Annotated in this window: 19 protein-coding genes; 8 read left to right on the forward strand and 11 right to left on the reverse strand. The window is 58.5% G+C overall.

Annotation, left to right across the window (positions count from 1 at the left end; all coding sequences use genetic code 11):
• The 8 genes from K6U75_02905 to infC all read right to left on the reverse strand — a co-directional run bounded on the left by K6U75_02905 (position 1) and on the right by infC (position 6,910).
• Positions 1-1,863 carry a redoxin domain-containing protein gene (locus K6U75_02905; GenBank protein ID MCL6473992.1) on the reverse strand — a complete coding sequence of 621 codons (1,863 nt, stop codon included), beginning with the start codon at positions 1,861-1,863 and terminating at the stop codon, positions 1-3.
• A 190-nt stretch (positions 1,864-2,053) separates the two neighbouring features.
• A complete protein-coding gene (locus tag K6U75_02910; protein MCL6473993.1) occupies positions 2,054-2,449 on the reverse strand; it encodes a PIN domain-containing protein in 396 nt (131 codons plus the stop codon).
• Positions 2,433-2,660 carry a DUF2281 domain-containing protein gene (locus K6U75_02915; protein ID MCL6473994.1) on the reverse strand — a complete coding sequence of 76 codons (228 nt, stop codon included), beginning with the start codon at positions 2,658-2,660 and terminating at the stop codon, positions 2,433-2,435. Before K6U75_02915 ends, K6U75_02910 begins: the two co-directional genes overlap by 17 nt.
• A 16-nt stretch (positions 2,661-2,676) precedes the next feature.
• Positions 2,677-4,719 carry a phenylalanine--tRNA ligase subunit beta gene (pheT, locus tag K6U75_02920; protein MCL6473995.1) on the reverse strand — a complete coding sequence of 681 codons (2,043 nt, stop codon included), beginning with the start codon at positions 4,717-4,719 and terminating at the stop codon, positions 2,677-2,679.
• Positions 4,720-4,722: 3 nt separating this feature from the next.
• Positions 4,723-5,712 (reverse strand): phenylalanine--tRNA ligase subunit alpha, encoded by a 990-nt coding sequence (gene pheS / locus K6U75_02925; GenBank protein ID MCL6473996.1) that lies wholly within the window; start codon positions 5,710-5,712, stop codon positions 4,723-4,725.
• Positions 5,713-5,714: 2 nt separating this feature from the next.
• On the reverse strand, positions 5,715-6,086 hold the full coding sequence (gene rplT, locus K6U75_02930; protein ID MCL6473997.1) for a 50S ribosomal protein L20: 372 nt from the start codon (positions 6,084-6,086) through the stop codon (positions 5,715-5,717).
• A gap of 21 nt (positions 6,087-6,107) precedes the next feature.
• The gene (rpmI, locus tag K6U75_02935; GenBank protein ID MCL6473998.1) at positions 6,108-6,308 is read right to left on the reverse strand and encodes a 50S ribosomal protein L35; all 201 of its coding nucleotides are present in this window, start codon (positions 6,306-6,308) and stop codon (positions 6,108-6,110) included.
• Positions 6,309-6,391: 83 nt separating this feature from the next.
• Complete coding sequence (gene infC, locus K6U75_02940) at positions 6,392-6,910, reverse strand: translation initiation factor IF-3 (protein ID MCL6473999.1); 519 nt, start codon at positions 6,908-6,910, stop codon at positions 6,392-6,394.
• 272 nt (positions 6,911-7,182) lie between these two features.
• Here infC and K6U75_02945 point away from each other — a divergent pair, with 272 nt between their 5' ends.
• Entirely contained in the window at positions 7,183-9,645 is a 2,463-nt protein-coding gene (locus tag K6U75_02945; protein MCL6474000.1) for a PBP1A family penicillin-binding protein, read from the forward strand.
• A 2-nt stretch (positions 9,646-9,647) separates the two neighbouring features.
• On the forward strand, positions 9,648-11,459 hold the full coding sequence (gene mrdA / locus K6U75_02950) for a penicillin-binding protein 2 (GenBank protein ID MCL6474001.1): 1,812 nt from the start codon (positions 9,648-9,650) through the stop codon (positions 11,457-11,459).
• Between the two features lie 21 nt (positions 11,460-11,480).
• Here the strand turns inward: mrdA and K6U75_02955 are convergent, their stop codons facing one another.
• Complete coding sequence (locus K6U75_02955; GenBank protein ID MCL6474002.1) at positions 11,481-12,425, reverse strand: hypothetical protein; 945 nt, start codon at positions 12,423-12,425, stop codon at positions 11,481-11,483.
• A gap of 342 nt (positions 12,426-12,767) precedes the next feature.
• On the opposite strand from K6U75_02955, the gene K6U75_02960 reads away from it, so the two are divergent.
• The 4 genes from K6U75_02960 (at position 12,768) to K6U75_02975 (ending at position 16,787) form a co-directional block, all read left to right on the forward strand.
• Positions 12,768-13,445 (forward strand): M48 family metallopeptidase, encoded by a 678-nt coding sequence (locus tag K6U75_02960; protein ID MCL6474003.1) that lies wholly within the window; start codon positions 12,768-12,770, stop codon positions 13,443-13,445.
• Entirely contained in the window at positions 13,438-13,629 is a 192-nt protein-coding gene (locus tag K6U75_02965; protein MCL6474004.1) for a hypothetical protein, read from the forward strand. Before K6U75_02960 ends, K6U75_02965 begins: the two co-directional genes overlap by 8 nt.
• Positions 13,630-13,913: 284 nt before the next feature.
• Complete coding sequence (locus tag K6U75_02970) at positions 13,914-15,443, forward strand: hypothetical protein (GenBank protein MCL6474005.1); 1,530 nt, start codon at positions 13,914-13,916, stop codon at positions 15,441-15,443.
• 15 nt (positions 15,444-15,458) lie between these two features.
• Positions 15,459-16,787 carry a VWA domain-containing protein gene (locus tag K6U75_02975; GenBank protein MCL6474006.1) on the forward strand — a complete coding sequence of 443 codons (1,329 nt, stop codon included), beginning with the start codon at positions 15,459-15,461 and terminating at the stop codon, positions 16,785-16,787.
• Positions 16,788-16,920: 133 nt separating this feature from the next.
• Here K6U75_02975 and K6U75_02980 read toward each other — a convergent pair whose 3' ends face one another.
• Positions 16,921-17,073, reverse strand: a complete 153-nt coding sequence (locus K6U75_02980) for a hypothetical protein (protein MCL6474007.1) — start codon at positions 17,071-17,073, stop codon at positions 16,921-16,923.
• 14 nt (positions 17,074-17,087) lie between these two features.
• Between K6U75_02980 and K6U75_02985 the strand changes: the two genes are divergently transcribed.
• Entirely contained in the window at positions 17,088-17,345 is a 258-nt protein-coding gene (locus K6U75_02985) for an RDD family protein (GenBank protein MCL6474008.1), read from the forward strand.
• A 201-nt stretch (positions 17,346-17,546) separates the two neighbouring features.
• Here K6U75_02985 and K6U75_02990 read toward each other — a convergent pair whose 3' ends face one another.
• Entirely contained in the window at positions 17,547-17,816 is a 270-nt protein-coding gene (locus K6U75_02990) for a hypothetical protein (protein ID MCL6474009.1), read from the reverse strand.
• A 116-nt stretch (positions 17,817-17,932) separates the two neighbouring features.
• Here K6U75_02990 and K6U75_02995 point away from each other — a divergent pair, with 116 nt between their 5' ends.
• A complete protein-coding gene (locus K6U75_02995) occupies positions 17,933-18,958 on the forward strand; it encodes a LacI family transcriptional regulator (GenBank protein MCL6474010.1) in 1,026 nt (341 codons plus the stop codon).
• Positions 18,959-18,970: the final 12 nt, after the last annotated feature.

Raw genomic sequence — 18,970 nt, forward strand, 5'->3', positions numbered from 1 at the left:
TCACAGACTCTGTTCCAGTGTCACCGTTTTTACTCCGCCTGCACCGACCTTCAGCGGCACCCGCCACTGCAGCTGCTTGAAGTAGCAGAGTGCCTCCTTGCCGTCCTGACAGTAGTAAATGTCGGCTGTAACCTGCAGCTCGCCGTCCGCTTGCACGGTCAGCGGCACACGCAGGGGCAGTTGCGTGAGCGCAACGGTCTTTGCCGATGCGCTATCAGGGGGATTAGCCGCCACCGACACCCGCGAGTTGGCTAGCGGGTTCAACTTGTAGCCCACTGGCAGCGTGACGTTCAACACCAGCTCCACATCGCCTGTCTGCACGCTTTGCGCGGGTAGGGTGGTCACTTCGGCACGCAGCAACGCCTGTGGCGGACGTAGTTTCTCCAGTCCGCGGATGGTCAGCGTCTCCACCCGTCGGGTCTTCAGGTCGGCGATGCGGATGGCATGGTTATTGGTATCGGCGATGTACAGCCTGTCACCAGCGATACTAACCCCGCCCGGCTCATCGAAGGCAGGGCGTTCGCCGTCGCGCAAGCCCGCCGTGCCGTCGCCCAGAAAGGTCTCGATGCGCCCCGTCGCAAGGTCATAACGCTTGATTTTGTTATTGTAGGTATCCGCGACGTAGATAACGCCTCTGTGGTAGACCACCCCCAGCGGATGTTGCAGGCGGGCGCGTCGTCCCTCACCGTCGATGTCGCCGAAGTCGAACAGGTCGCCGCCAACCAGCGTGTCAACCCGTCCATTCGGGTCGATATCCGCGGCGCGGAGGGAGCTGCTCTCGCTGTCGGCAAAGTAAAGCCGCTTGCCGTCAGTGGTGATGCCTGAGGGTTGAGCTAAAGCCGCCTGTCTAAGAGAGGCATCGAACCGCGCTTCACGCCCGCTGCCCGCGTGCGGTTCCACCACACCGCGGCGCAGGTCGAGCCGCCACAGCTGATGCACCCCCGCCATGGCGATATACAGCACATCCCCCACCAGCACCACATCCCACGGCGAGCTGAGCTCGGTCTCCTTGGCGAGACCGCCTTCGCTCCAGAAGCGCATCTGTTTGCCAGTGCCCGCGATGGTGCTGACGGCGCGCTTCTCGAAATCGATCAGGCGGATGGCATGGTTTTCGGTATCCGCCACGTAAAGGCGATTATCGCGGTATGCCATGCCCTGCGGATGGCGGAACTGCGCCTCGTCAAAGCCTCCGTCTTTGTAGCCTTCCTCGCCCGAACCGATGACCTCTTTCAGCGTGCCGTCTTTGAGGGACACCACCACGATGCGGTTGTTGCCCGAGTCGGCGATAAAGAGTTGCCCGCTACGCTCGTCTGCCAGCACCTTGCCAGGAAACTCGAGAATGCCCCTTGGCGTCTTCTCGCGCTCCAGCTTCAGCTGGAGAGGGGTGCGGTCTATCTCGCCGCGCGGGTCGTGCTTGGCAATCAGCTCCTGAATGGCGCGGTCGAACGGCTCGTAGATGCCTTCACCCGACATTGCGCCCACCACTTTGCCGTTGGGGTCGATCAATACCACCGTCGGCCACGCGCGTGCGCCATACATGCTCCAGATGACCATATCGCGGTCGTTCACCACGGGATGCTCGATGCGGTAGCGCAGGATAGCCTGGCGGATGTTCTCGCTCTCCTTCTCGGTGGTGAACTTGGCGGAGTGGACGCCAATGACCACCAGCTCGTTGGGATATTTCTTTTCCAACCGCTTCAGGTCAGGGATGATATGCATACAGTTGATGCAGCAATAGGTCCAGAAGTCCAGCATCACGATTTTGCCCCGCAGGTCTTTCAGGCGAAGGGGGCGGTCGGTGTTCAGCCATTCAAGCCCTTCGGGAAACTCCGGTGCGTTGACAGACGGCTGGTAGACCGGCATGACGGCACTCTCCTGTGGAACGGTGTTGCGCAGCTGGCTCAAGCCAAGCACGCTCAGGCTACCAATCACCAGCAGCCAGAACAGCGGTTTGACCGAGATGGCGCTCGTCGGGTTCATACTTTTAGTACCGTTAAAAGTAGCCGCAAAGTTCCCGTATTTTTCTTGGAGAACTCTGTATGCTATGTGGTTCTCAGACCGTTTCTGGTGTTCTTCTGCCCTTTGGCGTCCGATCAAAGTCGGTGTCGAAGCTCACAATCTCGAGGTTAAACTCTTCCGCCACCACGTAGAGGTAGGCGTCGTCGAAGTCAATCCCATGCTGTTGAGATGCTGAGGCGACTCGTTGAAACATGTTTGGCGGCAGGCTCAACATCTGAAGCCCTGCTCGCTCGAGCATGTCGTGGACAAAGTCCACGAAGACCTGATGCTGTTGCCTGCGGAATAGAACCACGCCCAAAGAGTGAAGCGTAAAATCTGTCAGGAACATTTCGTGGGCATGAACATTTCTCAGGAGACGGCGTGCCTGCTCTGCACGCTCTTGGTCTAGCAGTATTTCCAGAAAGATGTTCGTATCAATCAGTAACCTCACCGTTGCCTGTTCTCCAGTGGGCGATTTCGTGCTGTAGCTGGACGGAGGTATACTCGTCGCGCAAGTCTGCCAGTGCCCCAGCCCACGAAAAAGTCGGTGGCTGAGGATGTCGTCGTCGGCGCTTTTGCAGCAAGAAGTCTACAAAATCGGCAACCTCCTGCTGCAGGTCAGGAGGGAGTTGCTTGATTCGCTCTTCCAGAGAAGGACGCATTCCAGTTCACCCGCTTTCACGTTCTCAACCTCGCGCCGATTTCCTCCAGCGCGCGCACGATTCGGGCAACGATCTCGTCCACTTCCTCGTCGGTGAGGGTGCGTTCGGGGCTGCGGAAGGTGAGAGACAGCGCGAGGCTGCGTGTGCCCTGCGGGATGCGCTCGCCGCGATAGACGTCAAACAGCCGCACGCTTTCCAGCAGCACGCCGCCTGCCTCTTTCACCGTGCGCTCGACGGTCTGGTAAGGCACATCCTCTGCCGCCACCACCGCCAGATCGCGCAGCACCGCCGGATACTTCGGCAGGGGTTCATAGCGCACGCGCCGCTCCGCTAGCGACCACAGGGTCTGCACATCGAACTCCCCTGCCAGCACCGTGCGCCGCGTGATGTCCAGTTGCTCCAGCACGTCGGGATGCAGCTCGCCGAAGATGCCCAGCTCGCGTCCGCCCGCCAGCACACGTGCGCTGCGACCGGGATGGAAACGCGGGTCATCCAGCGCCTCATACTCGGCTTCTGCCACTCCGACCGTTTCCAGCAGGGTCTGCACTACTCCCTTCGCGGTGAAGAAGTCGGCGGCAGGGTAACGGGCGTCCCATCCGGGCGGAAAGACCGACCCGGTGATAGCAAATCCCGCCTTCAGCGTCTCCGCGTAGTCTCCATCGGCAAGCTGTGAGAAGACCGCTCCCACCTCAAACAGGAAAATCTCCGTCTGCCGTCGCGCCAGGTTGTGCAGAACCACGTCCATCAGCGACGGGATGAGCGAGTTGCGCAGGGTGCTGAGCTCCTCGCTGGCAGCGTTACGCACGCGCACGGGGGTGCGGTTGGGGTCATCCAGTGGACCCGGCGCACGCAGGGTGTGCGTATGCACCTCGATCAACCCTGCCCGTACGAAAGCCTCCTGCAGAGGGCGGATGAGGCGGGTATTCGGGCTGTCGCCGCCGCGATGGGTATGCCCGAAAGGCAGCCGCTCTGGAATGTTCTCGTAGCCGTAGACCCGTCCCACCTCCTCCGCCAAATCCTCTTCAATGTTCAGGTCGGGGCGGAAGGTAGGCACGGTGACGTGGATGACTCCGTCCCGCATCTCTGCTTGCAGTTGCAGGCGACGCAGGCAATCCAGCATGGTCTGTGCGTCCAGATTCATCCCCAGCAGCAGGTTACAGCGTGCGGGGCGCAGGGTCACGGTTCGCTCGGAGACGGGACGCGGGTAGACATCCACCACTCCGGAGAGGGTTTCGCCTGCGCCGATTTGCTCCAGCAGTTCGCACGCCCTATCCAGCGCAGCAACAACACCACCGGGGTCTACCACGCGCTCGAAGCGATAAGAGGCTTCCGTAGAAAGCTGCAGTCGCTGCGAGGTGCGCCGGATGGAGGTGGGATTAAAGTGCGCCGACTCCAGCAGCACGTTGCGTGTGCTTGGGGTCACTTCCGTCTCGCTGCCGCCCATCACTCCGGCGACTGCGACCGGGTGCGTGGCGTCGCAAATCATCAACATATCCGGTTGCAGCTCGCGCTCGACGCCGTCCAGCGTGACGATTTTCTCGCCCGGTCGGGCACGACGTACCACGATGCGCCCGTTGGGCAACAGGTCGAGGTCAAAGGCGTGCAACGGCTGCCCCAGCTCCAGCATCACATAGTTGGTCACGTCCACCACGTTGTTGATGGGGCGCATGCCTGCCGCCAGCAGGCGTTGTTGCATCCACGCGGGGGAGGGGGCGATGCGTACGTTGCGTACCACGCGCGCGGCGTAACGCGGGCACAGGTCGTCATCGAGTATTTCCACCTTTGCTACCTGTGCCGCTTCGCCCGGCTCGGTGGTACGTGCGGCAGGCATCGGATGGTGCAGGGGCAGAGCGTACAACGCTGCTACCTCCCGGGCGACGCCCACCATAGACAGACAGTCACCGCGGTTGGGAGTGACTTTGACATTGAGCACGGGCTCGCCGGTGTCGTGTTCAATCGCCTCCACCTCCAGTCCCGCCATTGTCAGACGGTGAGCGAGCTCTTCCGGCGACGCCTGCACATCCACGTATTCCTTTAACCACTCTATCGGCACACGCATGGCTTACGCCCCATATCGCTGTAAAAATCGCAAATCGTTCTCCAAAAACAGCCGCAGGTCATCGATCTGATATTGAATCATGGGGATACGCTCGATGCCCAGCCCGAACGCGAAGCCCGTCCACTCTTCGGGGTCGATACCGTGCGCACGCAGGATGTTGGGATGTATCAGCCCCGCGCCGCCCAGTTCCAGCCATCCACCCTGCCAGTAGATGGCGTAATCCACGCCCGGCTCCACGAAGGGGAAGAAATCGGGACGGAAGCGCACCTGCACGTCTTCACCGAACATCTGCCGCGCGAACGCCGCCAGCACTCCCTTCAAATCCGCCATGCTGATGCCTTTGTCTACCATAAAGGCATCCACCTGATGGAAGGTATGGTGATGGGTAGCATCTACCGTTTCGTTGCGGAAGCACCGCCCGATGACCGCGATGCGGAACGGCGGCTGGCGTTTCTCCATCACGCGCCCCTGCACGCTGGTGGTCTGCGTGCGCAGCAGGCGGGTATCCGAGATATAGAAGGACATCTGCTCGTCCATCGCCGGGTGGTCATCGGGATAGTTGAGTGCAGCGAAGTTGTAGCGATAGTCGTCCAGCTCGGGGCTGTCCACGAACTCGAAGCCCAGTCCAATGAGCGCGGCGCGCACCCGCTCCATCGTTTGGGTCAATGGGTGTTTGAGACCCACGCGCAGGGGGCGAGGCGGCAGGGTAATATCTATTCGCTCGGCGCGCAGACGTTCTTCACGTTCACGCCTTTGCAGCTCCGCGCGGCGCTGGTCAATCTGTGTCTGGAGTTGCGCCTTAACGGAGTTGAGCATCTGCCCGAAGCGTGGACGTTCCTCCGGGGGCAGGGTGGGCAGGGCGCGTAACAGTTCGGTTACCTGCCCTTTGCGCCCCAGAAAGCGTGTTTCCACTGCTTCTAGTTCCGTTGTACTGCTGGCGGACAGGATGGCTTGTGTTGCTTCCTCTATCAGCGTACGGATACGCTCTTCCACCGCTACCCCACCGCTGCTAACGTGGCGTGTTGTCGTGCTATCTCTATCAGTTCGCGGAAAGCCTCGGGCTGGTTCACCGCCATGTCTGCCATCACCTTGCGGTCCAGTGCGACACCTGCCTTTGCCAGCCCTTCGATGAAGCGGCTATAGGGCAAGCCTTCGGCACGGCAGGCAGCGGAGATGCGGGTAATCCACAGCCTGCGGAACTGCCGTTTGCGCACGCGACGGTCGCGGTAGGCGTATTGCAGGCTTTTCATTACCTGTTCGTTGGCACGGCGGAAGACGTTTTTCTTTCGCCCCCAGTAACCTTCCGCCCGTTCGATAATCTTCTTATGCCGTTTATGGGTTATTGTGCCGCGTTTGACACGAGGCATAGTTGTTGACCCCCTTCCGTGTTAGATTCCCAGCAGACGCTTCATGCGCCAGCGGTTGCCTTTATCGACCTCTTTCTCGATTTCCAGCCGGCGTTTACGAGAGCCACTCTTGTGCAGGAACATGTGGCTGTTGGCAGCATTGAGGCACATCAGTTTGCCCTTACCACTGAGGGCAAACCGCTTCGCCGCCGTTTTATGGGTTTTCATCTTCTGTTTCGGCATACGGCTCATCTCCTTAGCAGAGTAGTGCGTGAAAAATGGGGGAGTTTTCCCCCATTCACATTTACCAGCAATCGGTCTGCTCGCTACTTGCCTTTCGGTTTGGGAGCAATCACCATCGTCATGGTGCGTCCTTCCATGGTGGGAGGTTTTTCCACCACGCCGACCTCGGCACAGCCGTTGGCGAAAAACTCCATCACCTTTTGTCCCATTTCGGGGCGGGTGATTTCCCGGCTGCGGAAGAGCACCGTGATTTTGACTTTGTCGCCCTCTTTCAAGAACTTGATGCAATTATTCAGCTTGAAGTCCAGGTCGTGGTCGTCCGTTCCGGGACGCACCCGGATGGCTTTCACTTCCGTGACGTGCTGCTTTTTCTGGGCTTCCTTCTCCCGTTTCGCCTGCTGGTACTTGAACTTCCCGTAGTCCATGATGCGACACACGGGAGGGTTAGCCTGAGGGGCGACCTCGATAAGGTCCAATCCGCGTTCCTGCGCGATTTGCAGTGCCTCGCGGGTGGGCAAAATGCCCAGTTGCACGCCGTTCTCGTCCACGACGCGCACCTCGCGTGCCCGGATGCGCTCGTTGATCCGCAGATCCGTTCTGATGTTTCCTCACCTCAGACCAAGTTTTGCGCAAACCAACGCAATACATTGTATCGGCAAAAGGCTGTTGTTGTCAAGTATCTGCAGGGCGGTGTTCAATAAATCCACCGGACGCCTTCCTAGGCGGGGGCGAGGTCGGTCAGGGGCGGTTCCACCTCCGGGCGACGCGCCGCGCCTTGCAAACTGTGGGCAGGTTGTGCAATGATATACCCGATACACGAGATTGGGATATAATGAGAGCGGGAGAGGCTGAAAGTCGCACCAACGGAGAGACGATGGCTTCAAGACCACGAAAACGTCCGGTAACCCGCCCACTTCGCAGGCGGCGTCGCCCGATTTGGCAGCGTCTGCTCATCTATCTCCTGCTCCTGGTGTTACTGGGGATTGTGGTAGGCGGCGGGTATCTGGTGGTGCTGCTGGTGCAGGTGTCGAAGTTGTTGCCCAGCAGTGAACAGATTGCAAACCTCAAGCCGTATGTAGGCACCCGCATTCTCTCACAGGACGGGGTGGTGCTGGCAACCCTGACCCACGAACGGCGTGAGCTGGCAAAGATGTCGGAGTTTCCCAAGCCGCTCATAGATGCAGTAGTGGCTATCGAGGACAGCCAGTTCTATCAGCACAGAGGCATCAGTCCACGAGCGCTATTCCGCGCGGTTTGGGTGAACTTGCGCGAGGGCAGGTACGCTCAGGGGGGCAGCACCATCACCATGCAGCTAGCACGGAACGCCTTCCTGACGCAAAAGAAGACTTTCCACCGCAAGATACAGGAAGCACTTCTTGCTCTCCAGATTGAACAACACCTGACCAAAGAGCAGATTATGGAGACCTACCTCAATGAGGTCTACTTCGGTAGCGGAGCATATGGTGCTAAAACAGCTGCCCGTGTGTACTTCAATAAACCTCTTCACAAGCTGACCCTTGCCGAGTGTGCCCTGCTGGCGGGAGTAATACGTCGCCCATCCGCTTACTCACCCCACGAGAACCCCGAGCTGGCGTTGCGCCGACGGGATAGGGTGCTGGAAAGGATGCGTATGCTGGGGTTCATCAACGAGCAGGAATATCAGGAAGCGAAGCGCGAGCCGATTCGCGTGGTGCCACTGCGACGGCAGGGAATCAGCTTTAAAGCGCCTTACTTCGTGTTCCATGTGTTAAAGCAGTTAATGGAGGATTACGGTGAAGACCAGATTTACAGGGAGGGATTGACCGTAGAGACCACCCTGAACTGGCAAATGCAGCAGGCAGCAGAGCAAGCGTTACGCGAAGGACTGGCGAAGTACGGTAGGGGGAGCGCTACACAGGGCGCGATAATCGCCATCGACCCGCAAACCGGCTTCATTCGCGCGATGGTGGGCGGAGTGGACTTTAGCAGGTCACAGTACAACGCCACCACACAGGGCAGAAGACAGCCGGGTTCGGCTTTCAAACCCATTGTCTACTGCGCGGCAATCGACAGGGGCTTACTGACTCCTGATTCGCGCATTGTGGACGCGCCTGTCAGCTATCCTTCCTATCCAAAGCCTTACCGTCCCAAGAACGCAGATGGTCGCTACCGCGGCTCGGTAACGGTGCGGCAGGCTATCGCTTACTCTATCAACATTCCGGCAGTGAAGACCATTGCGATGGTGGGACCACAGACAGTGATTGATTACGCACGCAAGCTGGGCATTCAGTCACCACTGGAGCCAAACCTTTCCCTCGCGCTGGGGTCGTCGGCGGTGCGTCCCATCGAGATGGCGGTAGCATACGGCGTGTTTGCATCGGGGGGCAATCGCTGCGAGCCCGTTGCCGTCGTGCGCGTGCGAGATCGCGAAGGCGACATCATTCAGGAAAATGCCCCGGAGATAACGTATGGGGTTATCCCTGAATCCACCGCGAAGACGATGGACGACCTGCTGAAGGCACCGGTACGCACGCCCGGCGGAACCGCCTATCGCGTATTGCATGATTTCCCCGAAGCACGGGGCAAGACGGGCACTACCGATGAAGGACGTGACGCATGGTTCGTTGGCTACACGCCCGAGCTGGTCACCGCCGTGTGGGTGGCGCGTGAGGTGGAGGACCCCGTCAAGAAGCAGAAGGCGTATTTGCCAATGCCTCGCGTTTTCGGCGGTACGGTGTGCGCCCCTATCTGGAAGGAGTTCATGAGCAGGGCGGTGCCCCTGCAGAAAGAGTGGCTTCGCAAGCTCGAGCCGGGCGACGTGCCGCAAAAGCCTCAGCAACCGGAGAGCGTGGATACTATCACGTTGACCCTGTGCGACGACACCGGCATGATAGCTACGCCCGCTTGCCCGCACACGCATCGCTTTACGTTCCGGCGCGGTGAGGAGCCTGCACAGCCGTGCACCCTGCACGGTTCACCACAGCCCTCCAGCCCGGACGTTCCTGACAGCACCGCCAGCCCGTCGTCTGAAGGCGAACCGCCTGCCACCACTGCCCCGCAAACGCCGGAGCCGGTGCCCCCGCCCGCGATGACCGCTCCGGGTAACGTCTCTGGCGGTGAGCCGGCGATGTTGCAGCCCCGCGTGAGCGAGCCACCGCCGGTGACCGCACCTGTGCAGCCGCGTCTTTCCGAACCCAAGGTGGTTGCTCCACCGGCTGAGGAAAAGGTTCGAATCTGTGCGGATTCTGGTCTGCTGGCGACGCGCTATTGCCCTGAGGTGGTCATCAAGAGTTTTGCTGCCAGCAAAGCACCCCGGAAGCGGTGTCCTCTACACCGTCCGCCTCCCGGAGAGGAGTAGCCATGCGCGGGCGTTTTGGGGTGGAGATACCTGCATCTCCTCAGGTGCCCCACTTCAAGCTGTACCTGGCGGTCATCGTTCTGGGCTTCGCGGCGCTGGTTCTGCGCCTGTGGTATCTGCAGATAGCGATGGGCGAGCAGCTGCTGGCGCAGTCGGAGAGCAACCGCAAGCGGTTTATCCGGCTGTTTGCGCCCAGAGGAATGATTGTTGACCGCGCCGGACGCACGCTGGCGATGAACCGCCCCGAGTTTGTTGTCAGCATCATCCCGGCGGAGGTGGGAAACGACGACTCGGTGCTGTATCGCTTAAGCCGGATTCTGGAGATGCCTCTGGAGGACATCCTGCAGGTGGTGGGCAACGCCAAACAGCGCGCCCAGCGGCTGTATCCCGTTCCTCTGGCAACAGGCATCTCTCTGGAAGTAGTGACGCGCATCGAGGAGAACCGCCTGTGGTTGCGCGGGGTGGATGTTAGCCCACAGCCGGTACGGTGGTACCCCGATGGCAAGCTGGCGTCGCACCTGCTGGGGATGCTGGGAGAGGTAGATGCTAAGGAACTGCAAACCCTGCGCGAAGTAGGAGTGTCACCCGGGGAGTACGTGGGAAAGATGGGGGTGGAACGGGTGCAGGAGGTGTGGCTGCACGGCAAGGCGGGGGGCAAGTGGGTGGAGGTGGACGCGCGAGGACGGCAGCGGCGTGAAATAGAAGAGGTGCCTGCCGAGCAGGGCGCGACGGTCATGCTTACCATCGACAAACAGTTGCAGCGAGCCGCTGAAGAGGCTTTTGGGAACAGAGTGGGGGCAGTGGTCGCTGTGGACCCCCGCACGGGCGAGGTTTTGTTGCTGGCGAGCTTTCCGCGCTTTGACCCCAACGCCTTTGCGCGCGGGGTGAAACCGCACGTTTGGCGTGAGATAGCGAACAACCCACTGCACCCCCTGCAGAACCGCGCCATCGGCAGCCGTTATCCGCCCGGCTCCACCTTCAAGATTGTGACGGCAGCGGCGGGGCTCCATTTCGGGGCGATTACGCCTTATACGGGCTTCTACTGCCCCGGCGCTCTGCAGCTGGGAAAGTGGCGGTTCCGCTGCCATCGCCGGCACAATGCCACAGACTTTATCAAGGCGATTGCTGCGTCGTGTGATGTCTACTTCTATCAAACGGGATTGCGGCTGGGCATGCCCAAACTGGCGGAGATGTCGCACGCCTTCGGCTTGGGGGAGCTGACCGGCATCGACCTCGTCGGCGAGAGCAAGGGCAACATCCCCACGCCGGAGTGGAAGAAAAAACGCTACAAGGAAGGCTGGTACGACGGCGACACGGTGAACGCCTCCATCGGGCAGGGCTTTGTGCAAACCACCCCGTTGCAGATGGCGCTGGTGGCAGCGGCGGTGGCGAACCGAGGGACGGTGATGAAGCCCTTTGTGGTGAAGCGTATCGTGCGACCGGACGGCACAACGATAGATACCCCGCCTACCGTGCTGAAACAGATACCGCTGACACCGGAGCAGTGGCGCTGGATTGAAGAAGGCATGAGGGCGGCGGTGGCGGGTCGAGGGGGCACGGCTCATGCGGCGAATCTGCCGGGCATTGCCGTGGCGGGCAAGACGGGAACCGCTGAAGACCCGCCCCGTCGCGAGCCGCACGCCTGGTTCATCTGCTACGCCCCGATGGACAACCCGCGCATCGCATTGGCGGTGGTGGTGGAACAGGGTGGACACGGCGGTGCAGTGGCGGCACCCATTGCACGGCACATTCTGGAGACCTTCTTCGGCATCACCCACACCCACACCCGCGCCGACGCCAGCGCCACGGATTAGCCGCACGGGGCGTATCCCGCTTCAGCAGCAGGGGATAGGATACTTTCGCGCCAGTTCGGGATGACTGAAAAACCGCTTGCCGATGACCAGTGGGAAGACCAGGTTCGGCTGGCGTCGTACCGTCTCCAACAGGTCACTCCGCCTGTGGTTCCTGCCCCCATGCCGCCAAGCGATGCCCGCGCGGTCGAAGGCATCGTACACGCGGTGCCAGCGCAACCAGACTGTCTCAATGTATCGGACCTTAATCACTTCGTGTATCTGACCATCGCTCATTGCCATCAAGAGTGCCAGCTGCAACATTTCCATCTGTTCGCGGCGTAGCTGCAGCGCGGGAGCTGTGTGCGAGAATAAGTGATGCAGGAACGTGCCGGGTTGAGCCGGGGTGTCGTGACGGTCTACACCGATGAGATAGCCCTCCCGCCTTTGTGTCCGCAACGAAACCGCCTGCGTCTGGTGGAACAGCCGAAAGCCCATGCGCAGGTGCACCTGCAGCGCCTGTTCACCGTATACCTCCTTGGTGATAGAGCGTAGATGAAGCCCCTGATGCAGATGCAGGAAGCTGGCGATTAGCGGTCGATGCAGCTGTTCCAGCTGGCTCTCACTGAGGTCTTCTCGCCAGCCGTAGAAGGCGATGAGGCCGACCCCATGACCGCGGTGCGCCCGGATGAACTCGCTGGGGTAAAAAGCGGTGTCAGGGTAACGAAACACGGCACGGACAATGGTTCCCCTGTCATTACGCACGTGTTGGACAAACCCTTCCGATACCGCTGCACTCAATCCGAAGGCGACCACATGATCCTGCTCATCTACCACCACCGCACTGATTGCCCGCCCCTGTTGCAGCCACTGCTGCCATATCTGCGAGAGATACTGCTGCATGCCTGGTGTTTCCAGCTGCGCAGCTTGGCAAAGTGCGACGCACACGGGCAAGTCGTCTGGGACTGTGAATCGCACCTGGAAAGGCATGATTGTCACCTCCTGTGGTCTGTTACGCCACTCATTGCATGTTTTCCTGCACGGAGGGGCTGTTCTCTGTGCATTATGCAAAGTGAAAGTGTACTTATCGGTTATCAATGGTTAAGGGAAGAAGACGGGTCTGAAACGTATTGACGTTTCTCTGTGTGGTGTTGTACGATGCCAGTACCCGCTGCAAATTAAAAGGACCTATACGGAGGAGGTAGGATGATGTCCAGCGTTTCGCAAGCGCTCAGTATATCGGCTCTACGCCACCCGAAAGAGCAGACGTACCTCTTGGTGGGAGCGGTGATAGGTGCCATCGTGTGGCTGCTTTTGCTCCCGCTTCTTCTTATGTTGATCTGGTTTGTCATTCCATTCGCGATTGTACTGTGGATTGCGGAGCAGTTCTTCAGGGCGGAGCTACTGGGCAACGCGGTGAAGGTAAGCGACGAGCAGTATCCAGAGATTCATGCGATTGTCAAGAGTCAAGCTGGAGTTTTGAACCTCGCTAGTATCCCCGAGGTGTTTGTTATAAACAGTCAGGGGGCGATAAATGCACTTGCCGTCAAGTTTGTCTCGAAGAAGTACGTTATCTTGTATTCGTCTCTGATCGACGTGATGCTGGCGCATGGTTCCCTCAAGGAGTTGAGTATGGTGATAGGACATGAGCTCGGGCATCATGCCGTGGGGCACCTTGCCTGGTGGAAGACCTTCTTGCTGAAGCCAGCCATGTTCATCCCGTTCTTTGGCGCTGCTTACTCTCGAGCATGTGAGCTGACGGCGGACCGAATCGGGTTGTATTTGTGCGGCGACAGTGAAGCTGCCCGCAGAGGACTAATCGCTCTGGCGTCGGGAAGCATCTATCTGGCACCCAAGACCGCTGTCAAGGCGTTTACCGAGCAGGAGCGGCAGATGCCACCGCTATTTGGTTTCCTCCATGATTTATATGCGACTCATCCACGAACAACCAGACGGGTTCTCGAACTGGAGGCAGCGAAGTCTCTCATCGGAGGTACTCAGAATGGCTAAGAAGAAGATCGGATTAGAAGACAAGGACGGTCATTGGCACGAGGCAACGTACTATCCGGACAGCAGAGAGGTTTACTTGAAGGGTAGCTACGTGGGGAGAGCCAGCACAGTAGACGACGCAATCACTGTGGTCAGGCAAATACTCAATAAGCAGGTCAAACGCATCGAAATATCGGATGCATAGCGAGCGCAGATAAATAGCACCAGAGTGAGAGGACGACCCGTCTCTGTTATTTCATTCTTGCGATGATAAACAATCGGACCGAAAGTGTACTTATCGGTTATCAATGGTTAAGGGAAAAGACGGGTCTAAAACGTATTGACGTTCCCTGTGTCGCGCTGTATTCTATAAGCACCTGCTGCAGTTTAGAGCAACCTTTCGATTTGTTGACACAAGAGTAGTCGCCGGGCAAGCCGGTTCGCAGTAATCCGAGATGGGTGTTACATTCGATAAGGGAGGGGAGAGAAATGCAAGCGCTGCGCACTATGGGCAAAGTCTGGGCCGCAAGCGTATTGGTGCTCGCCCTGTGGCTGACTAATGGTTGCGGAGGGGGTGCTGGTATAAACGAACCACCCAAACCGCTTTGGGAAACCACTCGCGTTGTTGGACCTGAAGGCACCACCATTGAGACCCCCCAACAGTACGGCGCGAAGGTGGAAGTCGCGCCGGGTACATTCGATTCCGCCACTCAACTTCGTGTTCAAGTCTACCCACCGGAGGTAGCAGCGGGCAATCTTCCCCAAGGTGTAGCTCCCGCCAGCTACGTTGTCCGGATGGACTTTGAAGACACCCCTTCTGGTCAACAAGGGAACATATCTATATCATTAACTCTCCAAGCATCACGCCAAAGTGGTGATATGTGGTACTTGTTTTCCACAATTCCACAGAACAAAAATACAACTCCTGCCGTTGTGCTCAAGGGCTGGCACACATCAAAAGTTGGTCAGGAATTGAGGATTGACCTCTCCCAAGAAGACATTAAAAAGCTTCTTGAGCGGCTCTCGCAACCGCCGTATTTGCACTCGTTAACAACAGGAATGTACACGTACAACAGCAAACCTGCCCAAATCAGTCCTCGAGGACTGGTTAAATACGACCCACCAAGCCATAAATGGCGGGCTGACAATCCAGTTTGGAGCAATAAGCGCATTGCCATCCTTTTGCATGGTATGAAAAATGACATTGATAACATGTTAGATCTTGCCAAAGTTCTGCATGGTTACCGTGTCTATGACGAAATTTGGGGGTTTGATTACGACTGGAGTAGACACATTGATGAAAACGGCGAAGACCTTGGTATCGAAGTTGGTATAGCGTTGAAAAAGGCTGACAGACCGGCTCGGATAGATCTTTACGGACACAGTATGGGAGGCCTAGTAGCCCGGTGGGCATTAGAAAAGGAGGGTGCTTCACCATTTGTAGAGAGGCTTTTTACTTTCGGAACACCCCACCTTGGGGTGCCTATCGATGACCCAACAAATTTGCCAGGAAAGTGGGATTGGTTTCTCTATAACGCTATTCCGTGGCTAAGAGGTCTCAATACGGATGGTGTGAAAGATTTACTGGAACCCGGCAGTTCTTTCTTGGACAAACTGAATGACCACACTCCCGCTGCTAAGAATACGGTGTACATAGTGTTTGCCGGAACTAAATTTGAGGACTATTTGGGGAAATGTTTTTCGCGAAGTTGCTACACCGTAGGTATGTGGGCTTCTACACATGTATACAACACGCAGCTGCTGCTTGATGGAATCGTTGCCGTGTACAGCGCAGCGCCATTAGTATCGCCTAATCCTGTTGACAATGATTGGGCACGCCAAGTGATGCAGAATCAGGGATGGGGTGACATCACAAAACTGAAAGGCGCATACTGGGTGCTGGGCACACAGAATTTCTTGCTCGACCAAAACCACTCAGAGATCAAAGTGCCGAAGAAGGGCGCAGAAGATGCCCTAGTTCCTAGTGTCATAGATAACACGAACATCGTGATACGATAGCGGAGGATGATGGCGATGCAAAACACACTTCGTACTGCCTCGTGGTGGTTGCTCTTGCTCAGTACAGTATTAATCCCTGTCGGTTGCGGCGGAGGGGGAAAGATTCACTCGCCGACCGATCCCGACACAGAGCAGTTAGGTGCGACTGCTGCTTTCATCATTCGTTGGCCGCGCACGCGGCTGATACCGGATGGAACCAATCGCATCATCATATATGCGCACCACCAGCAAGCGAGAACAGCCTTCGCCTATGTGAAGGATCGGAGCGGTTCGGCGACGGAAGAGCGTATCAGCGTGGCAATCCCCTATGGCCAAGGCATCACCTTCAGCGCGGAAGCACGAAGGGTTCCGACGACCAAATACCACAATGTCCATCGCTTACCATTGAACCATCCTGATCTACGGGGGGGCGACCTGCTCGGGAGCGGGCACGATGGAACAGCACATAATGTGATGTATAAAAGTGTAGTCACCGCAACGGTTGAAATTCAGGCACCAGGAACCCCCGACCCCGGAACCGCTCGCGTAGACATTCGGGTGAACCAGGTCCTAGCCGACTTCTTCCCGCTGGTGCTGGTGTTGGAGTTGATACGCGACCAAGATGGCAATCCTATTACCAACCTCAATAGAAGCAACTTCGAAATTTGGGAAGACGGCGTGCCAGCCATCATCACGGATGTGCGCGTGATCACGCAAGGCGCAACAGACCTGTCCGCGTGCCTGGTGCTGGATCGCAGTGGCAGTATGGCGGGCCAACCGAATGCAGACCTTGAGCAAGCCGCATCTACTTTCGTGAACCTGATGGGCAATCGCGATTATGGAGCTGTTATCAACTTCTCCTATTACCACTCGATAGAGCTTTCGCAAGACTTCACTCAGGATAAAAACGCCTTGCTTGCTGCGATAAACGGACGTAGCGCGGCTGGCGCCACAGCGCTCTATTCGGCGATATGGCTCGGTCTAGAGGCTACCGCTCGGCAGCAGGGAGCAAAGGCTGTGATCGCGATGACCGATGGCAGAGACAATAACAGTGACAAAAGCGTCGATGACCTAATTACTCGCGCCACGCAAACAGGTATCCCTGTTTTCACGGTTGGCTTGGGTGATGTGGATGCATCCTCTCTGCAACGATTGGCGAATGAAACAGGCGGGCTTTATTTCTTCGCTCCCAGTTCAGACCAGCTGGAGGTAATTTACCGACGAATCTCGCGTCAGTTGCAGGGAGCGATCCAAATTACCTTCATCAGTCCTGATCCACAACCGGCTGGGAGAACGCGGAATTTAGTGATCCGGTATCGCTACGGTCAATTCCAGGGGGAAACCACGTCCCAGTACACTTATTAGGAGGTTACCACATGAACACCTGTCCCGTGTGTCACAATCAGGTGCCCGTTGGGACACGATGATGTCCGCTGTGCCGCGTCAACCTGCTCAACCCGGAGGTGCGACTGGCTCCGCCGAGTAAGCGCCTCGGCGCCTACTTCTTCGATGTGCTCATACCCACGTTGGTGATTTGGATTATCATCTGCGGCGGCGGTGGGCTGACCCTCGGGTTGGCAGCGGCGTCTTCCGAAACCGTCGGCAGCGAGACAGCGGCGGGCGTTGCCGTCGGGGTAGGAACGCTGGTCATGCTGTTTTGCATTTTTGGCGCATGTGTTCTGGGCGCTGTGGCTGTTCGCCCAGCGTACCACCCCAGGTAAACAGGTCTTGAGAATGTACGTTATGAAAGCGGATGGAGACCGCGCCAAGTTTGGGACGATGCTTTTGCGCGCGATAATCGGCAAGTTTCCCTCGTCCCCGATATTCTACCTCGGCTTTCTCGCTATCATACTGGACAAGGAATGGCAGGGGTGGCCCGATAAGCTGGCGAGTACATTCGTGGTAGAGGAGTTCGTAACCTAGGGGGCCAGTGACTGTTCTGTAACCCCGGGGTCCGAGGTAGAGGGCGAATTAGAAGGCGTGCGCGTCGCGTTATTGCCATCAGACAGGCGTTAACAGCCGCGGGTCTCATGTTAGTGGCGCCGTTCACTGGGAAATCGAGCTTTCGCGGTTGGACGCATACCGAGTGCTGGCACGCCGTATCGGAGAGACCGAAGGCACGGTTCAGGGGAACCGCATCACGTGGAAGGTTGCAGCTGATGAGACAGTGTGGCGCAGGCTGCCGCTACCGTAACCGAGGTGGGCGCACTGTGGCTGGCTGGCGCGGTTGCCCGGACGACGGCGAGGGCGTGTGTCCGCCCGCTGCGCGCAGTGCGGTGCGATGGTCGCGGGGGATGAATAACGCCCACTGGCAGACTGACCCACAGCGGGGCGGAGTAACACCGCCCCGCTGTCCTGAATCTCTGTTAGCCCTGCGGAGATCCTGCAAGACAAGATAAGAGTATCCAGCGCGAAAATTTTCGTGCCGTTCCCCCAAAAACCCCTTGACATGTCTGCGCGGATTATTTATAGTAGATGCGTAAACGCTTACACAACGAAAAAGGGCAATTATGACCATTGAGGAGTTCGCACGTAAAATCGGGGTGTCCAGCGCCACCGTTTCGCGGGCAATCCACGGCAAGGGGCGCATCAGTCCGCAGACGCGCCAGATGGTGCTGCAGCGCATGGAGGAACTGGGCTTTACGCCCAACCTGCACGCGCAGAACCTGGCGCACCGGCGCAGCCGCACCATCGGGCTGGAGTATCTGGGGCGCACCGAGGTGCTTTCCGATATGTTCCTGATTGCGCTGGCGCGGGGCATCCAGCGGGTGCTGACCCAACACGGCTATAACCTGCTGCTGAACCCTGTGGGAGTGGTGCACGAACGCGAGAGCCTGCTGCGGCGATGGGCGCACTCACGGGCGGTGGATGGCGCCATCGTGGTAGGCGACCCCGATGTGAGCGTGGACTGGCTGCAGAAGCTGGTCACGCAGAAGACCTTCTGCGTGGTGATTGTGCATCATCCGCCGCCGCCACTGCCCAACGTGGGCTGTGTGACGCTGGATTTGTCGCGGGGCATTGCGCAGGTGGCGGAGTTGCTGTGTTCGCTGGGACACTGTCGGGTGGGCTATATCGGCAGTATCGAGCCGGACCCGGTATTGCCCATGTTCCAGAAGCAGGTGGCACGGCACGGTGGAGAGGTGCATCCCCAGCACATCGTGTACGCGGGCAGGACGCCGGAGGAGGGTGCGCTGGCAGCCCAACAACTGCTGCAGGGGGAACCCCGCCCAACTGCCACCTTCGTGCGAACCGATGTGCTGGCAATTGGGGTGCTTCGTGCGGTGCGGGCGATGGGGCTGCGCGTGCCGGAGGACGTCTCCCTGGTATCGCACGACGATGTGCCGCTGGCACAGTTTACCGACCCGCCGCTCACCACCGTGCGGGTGGATTACGAGGCGCTTGGCAAATCGGCGGTGGAGATGTTGCTGGCGATGCTGGAACGCAAGCCGGTGGCGCTGTCGCACACGGTGCACACCACGCTCATCCAGCGCGCCACGGTCGCGCCGCCTTTGCATCATACACTCTATCGCGATTAGGAGGGATACACC

Source organism: Bacillota bacterium (assembly GCA_023511455.1).
Taxonomy (GTDB): Bacteria; Armatimonadota; HRBIN16; order HRBIN16; family HRBIN16; genus HRBIN16.

Coding starts and splice junctions, on each gene's coding strand:
- pheT (MCL6473995.1), bottom strand. CDS start 4,719: ATGCGTGTGCCGATAGAGTGGTTAAAGGAATACGTGGATGTGCAGGCG.
- K6U75_02915 (MCL6473994.1), bottom strand. CDS start 2,660: ATGCGTCCTTCTCTGGAAGAGCGAATCAAGCAACTCCCTCCTGACCTG.
- K6U75_02975 (MCL6474006.1), top strand. CDS start 15,459: ATGCAAAACACACTTCGTACTGCCTCGTGGTGGTTGCTCTTGCTCAGT.
- K6U75_02995 (MCL6474010.1), top strand. CDS start 17,933: ATGACCATTGAGGAGTTCGCACGTAAAATCGGGGTGTCCAGCGCCACC.
- rpmI (MCL6473998.1), bottom strand. CDS start 6,308: ATGCCGAAACAGAAGATGAAAACCCATAAAACGGCGGCGAAGCGGTTT.
- K6U75_02980 (MCL6474007.1), bottom strand. CDS start 17,073: ATGACCAGCGTTCCTACCCCGACGGCAACGCCCGCCGCTGTCTCGCTG.
- K6U75_02970 (MCL6474005.1), top strand. CDS start 13,914: ATGCAAGCGCTGCGCACTATGGGCAAAGTCTGGGCCGCAAGCGTATTG.
- mrdA (MCL6474001.1), top strand. CDS start 9,648: ATGCGCGGGCGTTTTGGGGTGGAGATACCTGCATCTCCTCAGGTGCCC.
- K6U75_02965 (MCL6474004.1), top strand. CDS start 13,438: ATGGCTAAGAAGAAGATCGGATTAGAAGACAAGGACGGTCATTGGCAC.
- K6U75_02955 (MCL6474002.1), bottom strand. CDS start 12,425: ATGCCTTTCCAGGTGCGATTCACAGTCCCAGACGACTTGCCCGTGTGC.
- K6U75_02945 (MCL6474000.1), top strand. CDS start 7,183: ATGGCTTCAAGACCACGAAAACGTCCGGTAACCCGCCCACTTCGCAGG.
- K6U75_02960 (MCL6474003.1), top strand. CDS start 12,768: ATGTTGATCTGGTTTGTCATTCCATTCGCGATTGTACTGTGGATTGCG.
- K6U75_02905 (MCL6473992.1), bottom strand. CDS start 1,863: ATGCCGGTCTACCAGCCGTCTGTCAACGCACCGGAGTTTCCCGAAGGG.
- rplT (MCL6473997.1), bottom strand. CDS start 6,086: ATGCCTCGTGTCAAACGCGGCACAATAACCCATAAACGGCATAAGAAG.